The 11,095-nt window shown below is 72.3% G+C and carries 13 protein-coding genes; 12 read left to right on the forward strand and 1 reads right to left on the reverse strand.

The features are described 5' to 3' along the window. Positions 1-59: 59 nt before the first annotated feature. The 9 genes from P3L51_RS36075 to P3L51_RS32225 all read left to right on the forward strand — a co-directional run bounded on the left by P3L51_RS36075 (position 60) and on the right by P3L51_RS32225 (position 7,087). Complete coding sequence (locus P3L51_RS36075) at positions 60-179, forward strand: DUF6893 family small protein (RefSeq protein WP_435594572.1); 120 nt, start codon at positions 60-62, stop codon at positions 177-179. A gap of 29 nt (positions 180-208) precedes the next feature. After that, positions 209-415 carry a hypothetical protein gene (locus tag P3L51_RS32190; RefSeq protein WP_354608869.1) on the forward strand — a complete coding sequence of 69 codons (207 nt, stop codon included), beginning with the start codon at positions 209-211 and terminating at the stop codon, positions 413-415. 55 nt (positions 416-470) lie between these two features. Further along, the gene (locus tag P3L51_RS32195) at positions 471-614 is read left to right on the forward strand and encodes a hypothetical protein (protein WP_354608870.1); all 144 of its coding nucleotides are present in this window, start codon (positions 471-473) and stop codon (positions 612-614) included. Between the two features lies 1 nt (position 615). After that, positions 616-1,134, forward strand: a complete 519-nt coding sequence (locus P3L51_RS32200) for a hydrogenase maturation protease (protein WP_354608871.1) — start codon at positions 616-618, stop codon at positions 1,132-1,134. A gap of 2 nt (positions 1,135-1,136) precedes the next feature. Further along, the gene (hypF, locus tag P3L51_RS32205; protein WP_354608872.1) at positions 1,137-3,803 is read left to right on the forward strand and encodes a carbamoyltransferase HypF; all 2,667 of its coding nucleotides are present in this window, start codon (positions 1,137-1,139) and stop codon (positions 3,801-3,803) included. A gap of 55 nt (positions 3,804-3,858) precedes the next feature. Next, a complete protein-coding gene (locus P3L51_RS32210; RefSeq protein ID WP_354608873.1) occupies positions 3,859-4,155 on the forward strand; it encodes a HypC/HybG/HupF family hydrogenase formation chaperone in 297 nt (98 codons plus the stop codon). Then, positions 4,152-5,255 carry a hydrogenase formation protein HypD gene (gene hypD / locus P3L51_RS32215; protein ID WP_354608874.1) on the forward strand — a complete coding sequence of 368 codons (1,104 nt, stop codon included), beginning with the start codon at positions 4,152-4,154 and terminating at the stop codon, positions 5,253-5,255. Before P3L51_RS32210 ends, hypD begins: the two co-directional genes overlap by 4 nt. 116 nt (positions 5,256-5,371) lie before the next feature. Then, a complete protein-coding gene (hypE, locus tag P3L51_RS32220) occupies positions 5,372-6,364 on the forward strand; it encodes a hydrogenase expression/formation protein HypE (RefSeq protein WP_354608880.1) in 993 nt (330 codons plus the stop codon). Beyond that, positions 6,365-7,087, forward strand: coding sequence for a DUF6390 family protein (locus tag P3L51_RS32225; RefSeq protein WP_354608875.1), 723 nt, complete (start codon positions 6,365-6,367; stop codon positions 7,085-7,087). Positions 7,088-7,094: 7 nt separating this feature from the next. Here P3L51_RS32225 and bla read toward each other — a convergent pair whose 3' ends face one another. Beyond that, a complete protein-coding gene (gene bla, locus P3L51_RS32230) occupies positions 7,095-8,024 on the reverse strand; it encodes a class A beta-lactamase (RefSeq protein WP_354608876.1) in 930 nt (309 codons plus the stop codon). Positions 8,025-8,235: 211 nt separating this feature from the next. Here bla and P3L51_RS32235 point away from each other — a divergent pair, with 211 nt between their 5' ends. From P3L51_RS32235 to P3L51_RS32245, 3 genes are all read left to right on the forward strand, one after another. Further along, on the forward strand, positions 8,236-9,162 hold the full coding sequence (locus tag P3L51_RS32235) for a LysR family transcriptional regulator (protein WP_435594573.1): 927 nt from the start codon (positions 8,236-8,238) through the stop codon (positions 9,160-9,162). Beyond that, entirely contained in the window at positions 9,159-10,115 is a 957-nt protein-coding gene (locus P3L51_RS32240; RefSeq protein ID WP_354608878.1) for a serine hydrolase, read from the forward strand. Before P3L51_RS32235 ends, P3L51_RS32240 begins: the two co-directional genes overlap by 4 nt. A gap of 132 nt (positions 10,116-10,247) precedes the next feature. Further along, a partial coding sequence (locus tag P3L51_RS32245; RefSeq protein WP_354608879.1) for a hypothetical protein occupies positions 10,248-11,095 on the forward strand: 848 nt, incomplete at its 3' end.

Consider the following 11,095-nt stretch of genomic DNA (forward strand, 5'->3'; position numbering starts at 1 on the left):
ACAGCCCCCGACACCCCCGACACCCCCGATACACCGGAACACCGGAAGGAGAACCCCTCGTGAGAATCCTCGGAATGGTCACCGCGGGCGCGGCCGCCGCCGTGGCGGTGCTCGCCGTCGCCGTCGGCGTGCGCTGGATCCCCGACATCCGCAGATACGTCCGCATGCGCGCGATGTGAGCGCGTGGCACGAGTGAGAGGAGCATCCGATGACTGACACAGCACGTGGACGCCACGACGAGGAACCGCAGGAGGAGCGCGGCCCGAAGGGATCGCGTGACACCGGGTCGGACCAGCCCTCCGGCGGTCCCGTCGACCGGCCGGCCGGCCGCTCCGACAAGACGTCGGACACCTCCGTCAAACCGCGGAAGCCGACCGACCCGGACGCCCCGAACCTCCAGTCCGGCGGCAACTGACACCGTCCCGGCGCCGCGCCGGGAATCCGGTATCCCCCAGACCAGGGAGCACAGCATGGCGAAGGAAAAGGGCCGAGCCGACGACATCGACACCGACGGCCGTGCCGTCCCGCCGTACGACCGGGCGAAGCGGTCCGCGGACGAAGGCACCGGCCCTTCCCATCACGGCGGCACGCCGCGCGCCGAGGGCCAGTCCTGACGTGACCGGAGGTGTGCTCGTCGCCGGTATCGGCAATCTCTTCCTCGGCGACGACGGTTTCGGCCCGGAGGTCGTACGCCGGCTCGCCGCCGACCCCGGGCCGCCGCTCCCCGTCGGCGTCCGGGTCGTCGACTACGGCATCCGGGGCATGCACCTCGCGTACGACCTGCTCGACGGGTACGACGCGCTGGTGCTGGTCGACGCCTGTCCGGGCGGCGGCGCACCCGGCGTGCTGACCGTTCTGGAGGTCGGCCCGGACGACCTCGGAGCGGGTGAATTCGATGCACACGGGATGAATCCGGTATCTGTCCTGGCAAATCTGGGCCAACTGGGCGGTACGCTTCCGCTCACCCACGTTGTGGGGTGCACCCCCGCCGACGTCGAGGAGGGCATCGGCCTCACTGAGGCCGTCGCCGCCGCCGTACCCGAAGCGGTGGCGGAGGTGCGCGCGTTGGTCCGGCGCCTGTCGGCGGCCGGACCCGCGTCCACGCCCGCACCCGCCCGGACCCGGAGGTCCTGATCATGTGTCTCGGCATCCCCGGGCGAGTGGTGGAGATCGTCGAGGGGTACGCGGGCCAGCTCGCCCTCGTCGATGTGGAGGGCGCCCGGCGCCGGATCAACGTCGGCATGCTCGACGCGCCACCGGTCGCCGGCGACTGGGTTCTGCTGCACATGGGCTTCGCGATGGAGATCATCGACGAGGCGAAGGCGGCGGAAGCGCTGTCGGGCCTGGAGATGATGGGCAGCGGCGCCCGTGAGCCGGACGCGCGTGAGTCCGGCGCCCACGAGTCCGGCGCCCACGAGCCGGACGCCCGTGCGACGGACCCCTCCGAGCCCCGAACCGTGGAGCCCCGAACCGTCGAGGACCGACAGCCGCGCGTACGGCGCCGGTTCGAGGTGCGCGGTGTCGTCCAGGGCGTGGGCTTCCGCCCGTTCGTCTACGTCACCGCCGCCGAACTCGCGCTCACCGGCTCCGTGGCCAACACCGGCTCCGGCGTCGTGGCCGAGGTGGAGGGCGACGCCGGCGCGGTCGCGGAGTTCGGCCGCCGGCTTCAGACGGACCCGCCCCCGCTGGCGGTCGTGGAGTCCGTGACCGAGACGGACCAACCACCCACCGGGGGAGCGGAGTTCGTGATCGCGGACTCCAGCTCGGCCGACCGGGTACGCACCCTGGTCTCGCCCGACACCGCGACGTGCCGGGACTGCCTGGCCGAACTGGGCGACCCGGCCGACCGGCGATACCGCCACCCCTTCATCACCTGCACCCACTGCGGCCCCCGCTTCACGATCGTCACCGGTCTGCCCTACGACCGTGCGGCGACGACCATGGCGGCCTTCGAGATGTGCGACGACTGCCGCGCGGAGTACGGCGACCCGCGCGACCGCCGCTTCCACGCCCAGCCGATCGCCTGCCACGCCTGCGGCCCACGTCTCGAACTCATCGGCGGCAGCGGCGAGGTGATCGGAGAGGGCGACCAAGCACTGCGCACCGCACGGCGGTTGCTGACGGAGGGAAGGATCGTCGCGATCAAGGGACTCGGCGGCTACCACCTCGCCTGCGACGCCCGCGACGAAGCCGCCGTCACCGAACTGCGGCGCCGTAAGCAGCGCGGCGGCAAGCCCTTCGCCGTCATGGTCGCGGACCTCGACGTCGCCGAGGAACTGGTGACGACGACGGAGGACGAGAGAGCCCTCCTCAGCGGCGGCAGAAAGCCGATCGTCCTGCTCCCGCGCCGTACACCGACCGTGGGCGCGGGCCTCGCCGCCGCGGTGGCGCCCGGAAACCCGGACCTCGGCCTGCTGCTTCCGTACACCCCGCTGCACGTTCTCCTGCTCGGAATCGGCGACGACACCCCCGGCCCCGACGCGCTGGTCATGACCTCCGGCAACCGGTCCGGCGAGCCCATCGTCACCGACGACACGAAGGCGCTGACCGAACTCGCCCCGCTGGCCGACGCCTGGCTCCGGCACGACCGCCCCATCCAGGTGCCGTGCGACGACTCCGTCAGCCGGTTCGTCGCGGGCGCCGAACTGCCCCTACGCAGGTCACGCGGTTACGCGCCGCTGCCCCTCGCGCTGCCCTTCGACATCCCGCCGCTGCTCGCCACCGGCGCCGACCTGAAGAACACGTGCGCGCTCGGCGAGGGCGGCTACGCCTGGGTCAGCCAGCACATCGGCGACATGGACGACCTCTCCACGGTCGACGCGCTGACCCGCACGGCGGCCCATCTCGGACTGCTGACCGGCGTCGAACCAGAACAGCTCGTGGCCGACGCCCACCCCGGCTACCGCTCCGGCGCCTGGGCCCGCGCGCACGCCAAGGGCCGGGCCGTACGCACCGTGTGGCACCACCACGCGCACATCGCGTCCGTGATGGGGGAGCACGGTCTCGGACCCGGCGAGAGCGTCATCGGCTTCGCCTACGACGGCACCGGCCACGGCCCCGACGGCGCGGTGTGGGGCGGCGAGACGCTGATCGCCGACTACAAGTCGTACCGCAGGGCGGCCCACCTGGCGTACGTACCGCTCGCGGGCGGTGACGCGAGCGTGCTGCGGCCGTACCGGATGGCGCTCGCGCATCTGCGCGCCGCCGGGATCCCCTGGGACGAGAAGCTGCCCGCCGTCGCCGCCTGCCCGGCCGATGAACGTGACGTGCTGGCCCACCAGTTGGCGACGGACTTCGGCTGTGTGCCGACGTCGAGCATGGGCCGGCTGTTCGACGCGGTGGCCTCACTGGCGGGCGTACGGCACGAGGTGGCGTACGAGGCGGAGGCGGCCATCGCGCTGGAGGGCCTCGCGAGATCGAGGCCGGCGGAGCCCGCCGGAAGTGCCTACGCCTTCGGTCTGCCGACGGGGCCCGATGCCGGAGAGCCGGTCGTCGCCGACCCCGGCCCGGTGATCCGGGCGGTGGTCCGCGACGTACGCGCGGGCGTCGCCCCGGAGCTGATCGCCGCGCGCTTCCACGCGGCCGTCGCGGCTCTCACCGTCGACCTCGCGGAGTTGTTCCGTCACCGGACCGGGCTCGGCGTGGTGGCTCTCGGCGGTGGGGTGTTCCAGAACGCCGTCCTGCTCGAAGCAACCCAACGGGCCCTGAGGGCAAAGGACTTCACCGTCCTGCGCCCCCGGCTGCTGCCGCCCAACGACGGCGGCATCGCCTTCGGTCAACTGCTGGTCGCGGCGTCCGGGTGACCCACCTGACCCACGTCAGGTCACACACACCATCCAGAGAGAAGGAAGAGGCACCATGTGTCTGGCAGTCCCCGGGCGGGTGCTCAGTACGGCCGAGGTCGACGGCACCGTGATGGCCCAGGTCGACTTCGGCGGCGTACGCAAGGAGGTCTGCCTCCAGTACATCCCCGACGCGGAGATCGGCGAATACGTCGTCGTCCACGTCGGCTTCGCCATCCAGCGGCTCGACGAGGCGTCCGCCCTGCGCACATTGGCGAACTTCGAACAACTCGGGCTCCTGGAGGAGGAGTTCGGCGACGGCTTCGAACTCGCGGCCAGGCAGCGGGAATCAGCGGAAGGCACCGGACAGTGAAGTACCTCGACGAGTTCAGCGACCCCGATCTCGCCAAGCGGCTGGTCGACCAGATCCACGCGGTCACCACCCGCCCCTGGGCGATGATGGAGGTCTGCGGCGGCCAGACCCACTCGATCATCCGGCACGGCATCGACCAACTGCTGCCCGACGGGGTCGAGATGATCCACGGGCCCGGCTGCCCGGTCTGCGTGACCCCACTGGAGATCATCGACCGGGCGCTGGCGATCGCCGCCCGCCCCGGTGTCATCTTCTGCTCCTTCGGCGACATGCTGCGGGTGCCCGGCAGCAGCCAGGACCTGTTCTCCGTGAAAAGCGCGGGCGGCGACGTACGCGTTGTGTACTCCCCGCTCGACGCGCTGAAACTGGCCCGCGACAACCCCGACAAGGAAGTCGTCTTCTTCGGCATCGGCTTCGAGACGACGGCCCCCGCCAACGCCATGACGGTCCATCAGGCCCGGCGGCTCGGCGTACGGAACTTCTCCCTGCTCGTCTCGCACGTGCTCGTACCGCCCGCGATCGCCGCGATCATGGAGTCCCCCACCTGCCGGGTGCAGGCGTTCCTCGCCGCCGGGCACGTGTGCAGCGTGATGGGGACCTCCGAGTACCCGCCGCTGGCGGAGAAGTACCAAGTCCCCATCGTCGTCACCGGATTCGAACCGCTGGACATCCTCGAAGGCGTCCGCCGCACGGTCCTCCAGCTCGAACAGGGCCGCCACGAGCTGGAGAACGCCTACCCCCGCGCCGTACGTGACGAGGGCAACCTCCCCGCCATGGAGATGCTGCGCGACGTCTTCGAGGTCACCGACCGGACATGGCGCGGCATCGGGACGATCCCGAGCAGCGGATGGCGACTGGCCGGGAAATACGCGGAGTTCGACGCCGAGCGCAGATTCGACGTGGCCGACATCCGCACCGCCGAGTCGGCGCTGTGCCGCTCGGGCGACGTGCTCCAAGGGCTGATCAAGCCGCACGAGTGCGCCGCCTTCGGCAAGGAGTGCACCCCGAGGAATCCGCTGGGCGCCACGATGGTGTCCTCCGAGGGCGCGTGCGCCGCGTACTTCACCTACCGCCGACTGGAACTGGTCGATGCGAAGTGACTGAGACCGAGACGACCAACCACCTACCCACCCGGGTGCCCCTGCCCGTCGGCAACGACCTCGACTTCGAGAGCTGGACCTGCCCCGTCCCCCTGCGCGCGACCCCGACGGTCGTGATGGGCCACGGCGGCGGCGGGGCGATGTCGGCCGAGCTGGTCGAGCACCTGTTCCTCCCCGCGTACGGCTCCGCCGCCACGCCCGAACTGGGCGATTCCGCCGTACTCACCGTCGGCGACGGCACCCGACTCGCCTTCTCCACCGACTCGTTCGTGGTCAGGCCGATGTTCTTCCCCGGCGGCTCCATCGGGGACCTCGCCGTCAACGGAACCGTCAACGACCTGGCCATGTCCGGCGCGACGCCGCTGTTCATGTCGTCCGCGTTCATCCTCCAGGAGGGCACCGCGCTCGCCGATCTCGGCCGGATCGCCCAGGACATGGGCGCGGCGGCGCGGGCCGCCGGGGTCCAACTGGTCACCGGCGACACCAAGGTCGTCGACAGCGGCAGCGGGGACGGCGTCTACGTCAACACCTCGGGGATCGGGGTGATCCCCGCCGGCGTCGACATCGGCCCGCGCCGCGCCGCGCCCGGCGACGCCGTGCTGATCAGCGGCGACATCGGGGTGCACGGAGTGGCCGTGATGAGCTGCCGGGACGGCCTGGACTTCGGTACGACGGTCGAGAGCGACACCGCGCCCCTGCACGGCCTGGTCGCCGCGATGCTCGCCACCGGCGCCGACATCCACGTACTGCGCGACCCCACACGCGGCGGCGTCGCCGCCTCGCTGAACGAGATCGCCACCGCGTCGGCGGTCGGCGTCGAACTGATCGAGCGGGACCTGCCCGTACCGCACACCGTGCGCGACGCGTGCAGCCTGCTCGGGCTCGACCCGCTCCAGGTGGCGAACGAGGGCAAGCTCATCGCGATCGTCCCCGCGGACCGCTCCGAGCAGGTCCTCGCGGCCCTCCAGGCGCACCCGCTGGGCCACGGGGCCCGCCGGATCGGCACCTGCGTACCCGACCACCCCGGCATGGTGGTCGCCAGGACCGGCCTCGGCGGCTCGCGGGTCGTCGGCCTCCCCGTCGGCGAACAGCTCCCGAGGATCTGCTGAATGAGCGAGCGCGGCGCGATCCTCTTCGCGCGGTACGCCTACCCGCCCAACGAACTCGGCTACTGCGGCCCGGTGGACTCCGCGGCGCTGCTGCGCCCCGCCGACACCGCGGGCATCGAGCGGGGCGCCCGCCAGTTCGAGGGCGCCTGGTGCTACCTCGAATTCCTCGCCGAGACCGCCGGCCTCGACGACCCGCTCGACGAGCGCGTCGTCGAGGCGTACTGGATCGGCAACGACCTCCTGGACCGCGCCGACCCGGCGGACCTGCTGGCCCGGATGCGCGACCGCTTCCGCGGCCAGCTGGGCGGCACCTGGCGCGAGGCGTCCGACCGTGCCCTCGCCCACCACAGCTTCCAGGTCTTCGACGTCTACCCGTGGGCCCAACTGCTGCGCGCCTCGGGCAACCCGACGGCGCTGTCGGTCCTCGACCGGTGCCGTATCCGGACAGGCGTGGTCCGTTCGGTCGAGGGCGAGTCGGCCGCGGTCGACTCCCGCCCGCTGATCTGGACGGGTACGGCCCTGATCCCCGGACCGCCCCGCCAGGAGTCCGTGCGCTGGTCGACGGGGGGCCGCTCGCTGATCCCGGGGCTCGCGCCCGGGGACCTCGTGGCGCTGCACTGGGACTGGGTGTGCGACGTGGTCACGCCGACGCAGGCGGCACGTATCGAATCGACGGAGCGGCGGCAGCTCGCGGCGCTGGAGTGTGTCCGCGCGACGGGGTGACGCGCGGTCAGGCGAGTGCGCCGAGGGTGACCTCGGCCGCTCCGGCGATGAGGGCGTCGTCGGGTTCGGCGTCCTTGACATCACGCCGGGAGAGCACGGCGATGGCGATCGGTGCCGCCTTGGGCGGCCAGACGACGGCGATGTCGTTACGGGTGCCGTAGCCGCCCGTGCCGGTCTTGTCGCCGACCTGCCAGCCGGCCGGGGCGCCCGCCCGGATGACGTTGTCGCCGGTGGTGTTGCGTCTGAGCCAGTCCGTCAGCACGGCCCGCTCGGCCGGGGCGAGGGTGTCGCCGAGGACGTACGTCCGCAGATCGGTGGCGAGCGCGCGGGGTGTGCTGGTGTCGCGGAGGTCGCCGGGGACGGCTTCGCTGAGCGCGTCCTCGTAGCGGTCGCATCGGGTGACGCGGTCGCCGATTGAGACGAGGGCGGCTTCGAGGTTCTTGGGGCCGCCGATCTCGCGGAAGAGGAGGTTGGCCGCGCCGTTGTCGCTGTAACGGACGGTGGCGTCGCACAGCTCGCGCAGGGTGAGGCCCGTATCGAGGTGCTTCTCGGTGATCGGGGAGTAGCCGGCGCCGTCGAGATCGTCGCGGTCGAACCGCACGAGCCGGTCGAGTTGGCCGAGGGAGTTCCTTTCGAGCATGACGGCGGCGAGCAGCGCCTTGCACGTGGAGGCGTACGCGAAGCGTTCGTCGGGCCGGTGGGTGATGGACCGGCCGCTGCCGGTGTCGATCGCGTAGACACCGAGCCGGGCGTCGAACTTCCGCTCCAGATCGGCGAACGCGCGCCTGATTCGAGGATCGGCCGCGGGCGGGGCGCCGGCCGGGGGAGGGCTCGGCTTCGTGGCGGCCCCGGTGCTCGTGTCACAGGCGATGAGGGGCAGGGCCGCGAGGCCGGTCAGGGTGGCGAGCGCGGCGCGGCGGGGGATACGGCTGGACATGCGGTGGCGGGTTTCCTTCTCGTAGAGCTCTGTTCGGACGCTTCGCACCGGGGGACGCGGGGCCGTGTCCGGGCCGGTGCCGACGGTCCCTCCTTCGTCCCGAGCAGAACAACGCCCGCCCCTTCACGTCCAAGAACGATATGGCTCATGGATCGATCAATAATCGGTATCATCGCTGCTCGTGGACCTGATACGGCATCTCCAGTGCTTTGTGGCTGTTGCGGAAGAGTTACATTTCGGCCGCGCCGCCCAGCGTCTCGGTGTGGCCCAGCCACCCTTGTCGCAGCGCATCCAGCGCCTGGAGCGGGAGTTGGGTGTACGTCTCTTCGAGCGCTCCAGCAGACAGGTGACGATCACCAAGGGAGGCACACTCCTGCTCGACGACGCCCGTCGGCTGCTGGCCCACTCCGAGGCGCTGATGGCCACGGCCCGCCGCATCCAGGAGGGCCACAGCGGGCTGCTGCGCGCCGCTCTGCCGCCCGACATCGCGGGGGAGACCGTGGCCGCGATCCTGGCCGGTTTCCAGGAGCGCGAACGCGGTGTGGAGCTGGAGCCGCACGAGCTGCCGACCGCCGAGCAGCTCGCCCGACTCGCCTCGCACGACCTGGACGTCGGCCTCATCCACCACCCGTGCGACGTGTCAGGACTGGAACTGGGACCCGTCCTGCGCCACGAACTCGGTGTCCTGCTGCCGCACGACGCCCCGGAGGCGCGGCTCGAAACGGTCCCGCTCGCCGCACTCTCCGGATACGACCTGATCCTCTTCCCCCGCGCCCATGCCCCGGCCGTGCACGACGACCTCCTGACCACCTGCGCCCGGCACGGCTACACGCCCACCGCGGTCCGGCACGGCCAGGGCCCGAGCTTCACACGCGGCCTGCTCCTGTCCAGCCGTGCCGTCGCCTTCGGTCCGCGCGACGCCCACCACGCCGGAGACCCCGAGCTCATCTGGCGCCCGCTGAGCGGCGCGCCGCTGGCCTGGCGTCACTCGGCGGCCTGGCCGCGGGGGCGGGGCGACGCCGCCGTACGGGCCTTCGCCGACACCGTCACCGATGCCCTGGGCCGTACCGCCGCCGCCCGCCCCGACGTGTCCTCCGGTCCGCTGCATCTGCGCCCGGCGGCGGAGTACTGGATATGACCGAGCCCACCACCCGCAGCCACCCACGCAGCCACCCACGCAGCCATCCACGCGACCGAATCCGCGCCGCGTTCGCCGAAGCCGGTGTCACCGGCCGGCTGCACGCCGTGGACATCGACTCGGGCGCCCAGATCGACGTGGGCGCGGACCGGCCGGTGGTCACCGCGAGCGTCCACAAACTCTGTCTGCTCGTCGCGCTCCATCAGCACGCCGAGGCCGGGCACCTGACCCTGACCGAACAGGTCGAGTCCCCGGCCGAAAGCCGTACGCCGGGTCCGACCGGGCTCTCCGCCATGCTCGATCCGGCTCGTCTCTCCCTGCGCGACGCGGCCTATCTGATGATGGCCGTCAGCGACAACACCGCCGCGGATCTCCTGCTGGCACGCGTCGGCCTCGACGCCGTCAACGACACCACCGAGCGGCTGGGCCTCACCCGTACCCACGCGGTGCAGACCTTCCGCGAGTTCATCACCACCATCAGGGAGGACGCCGGACAGGGCGGCCCGCAGGCCCTGGCCGATCCCCAGGTGCTCGCGCGCATGCGCGCGTTGGACCCCACCCGTACCAACCGCAGTACCCCGCGCGACATGACCCGCCTGCTCGGCGCGATCTGGCGCGACGAGGCCTGCGCCCCCGAGCACGGCGCGGCGGTCCGTCGCCTGCTCGGCCTCCAGGTGTGGCCCCACCGGCTGGCCTCGGGCTTCCCCTTCGACGAGGTGCGCGTCGCGGGCAAGACCGGCAGCGCGCCCACCCTCCGCAACGAGGTCGGCGTGATCGAATACCCCGACCACGGCCGCTACGCCGTCGCGGTCTTCACCCGCGCGGCCAGCCCGGCCGCAACCCTGCCCGCGGCGGACGCGGTCATCGGCACCGCGGCCCGCATCGCGATCGACGCGCTGCGCAGCCCCGATCCGCCTGCGGCGGGCGGGCTTCGGGGGAGGCCGAGTGCGTAGTGCCGTGTCCTCGGACGCCGGACAGGCCGGATCTCGTCCACGGAGGGACATGGCCCTTCGTGCGGTAGTACTAGTCTCATCGGCGACGCTGGATATCCGTCGTACGACTGGGACGCACTGAGCGGGGCGGTTGTGGAAGAGCACCGGGCAGACACCGATGCCGAGCGTGAGGAGACCCTCCGCGACGACGCGTCGGACCTGAACGACCGGCTCGGCCGGCTGGAGCAGGTGGTCGCCGGGATGGCGGCGGAGGCTGCCGCGCGCGGTGAGGGTTCCCGGTCGGCGGAGGCGGAGGCCGCGGAGGCCGTTGACTCCGCGCCCGCGGCGGAACGCGCGGAAGAGGCGGCGAGCGACGGCGAGTCCGACGTTCAGGCGACGCGCGGGGCCGAGGCCGGGCCCGAGGCCGAGACCGAGGTCATCCCCACGATCCCGCCGGAGCCGGAGGCGGAGCTGGAGCCGGAGCCGGGCCCCGCCGAGTCGTACGACGAGCCGGCACCGCACGACGACACCGCCGCTCCTCGACGGAAGCGTCTGCGCCGGATCGGCTGGGTCCTGGCGGGTACCTGCGTCTGCTGCGCCGTCGTGCTCGGCGCCGCGATGATCGGCGGCGGCTCGGCGCCGCCCTGGCTGTCCATACCGGGGGTCACCGAGAACAACGACGACGAGGATCCGGTGAACTCCTCGCCGCCTCCCCCGGATTCGGACTCGGACGCGCCGGATTCCGGACCGGGCGAGAGCGGCGCGCCAGGTGCGGGAGACACCTCCCGCACCGGGGACGCCTCGGAACCCTCGGCCGGCGCACGGTCCGGCGGCAGCGGCTCACCCGATCCCTCGCCGACGGAGACCGGCGCCGTGTCACCGTCCGCGACATCGGGAAGCCCGAGCGCGCCGGAGGCCACGGTCTCAGGGCCCCCCACGGGCGGCGCCGGCACCGGTGGTTCGGGCTCCGCCACCCCGACCCCCTCCTGTCTCTTATACCC

Origin of the sequence: Streptomyces panacea (assembly GCF_040560175.1) — a bacterium.
GTDB lineage: Bacteria > Actinomycetota > Actinomycetes > Streptomycetales > Streptomycetaceae > Streptomyces > Streptomyces panacea.

What these genes read in the sequence shown, in the direction of transcription:
- P3L51_RS32210 (WP_354608873.1), top strand. Translation starts at nt 3,859, where the DNA reads ATGTGTCTGGCAGTCCCCGGGCGGGTGCTCAGTACGGCCGAGGTCGAC.
- P3L51_RS32190 (WP_354608869.1), top strand. Translation starts at nt 209, where the DNA reads ATGACTGACACAGCACGTGGACGCCACGACGAGGAACCGCAGGAGGAG.
- P3L51_RS32240 (WP_354608878.1), top strand. Translation starts at nt 9,159, where the DNA reads ATGACCGAGCCCACCACCCGCAGCCACCCACGCAGCCACCCACGCAGC.
- hypE (WP_354608880.1), top strand. Translation starts at nt 5,372, where the DNA reads ATGGGCCACGGCGGCGGCGGGGCGATGTCGGCCGAGCTGGTCGAGCAC.
- P3L51_RS32225 (WP_354608875.1), top strand. Translation starts at nt 6,365, where the DNA reads ATGAGCGAGCGCGGCGCGATCCTCTTCGCGCGGTACGCCTACCCGCCC.
- bla (WP_354608876.1), bottom strand. Translation starts at nt 8,024, where the DNA reads ATGTCCAGCCGTATCCCCCGCCGCGCCGCGCTCGCCACCCTGACCGGC.
- P3L51_RS32195 (WP_354608870.1), top strand. Translation starts at nt 471, where the DNA reads ATGGCGAAGGAAAAGGGCCGAGCCGACGACATCGACACCGACGGCCGT.
- hypF (WP_354608872.1), top strand. Translation starts at nt 1,137, where the DNA reads ATGTGTCTCGGCATCCCCGGGCGAGTGGTGGAGATCGTCGAGGGGTAC.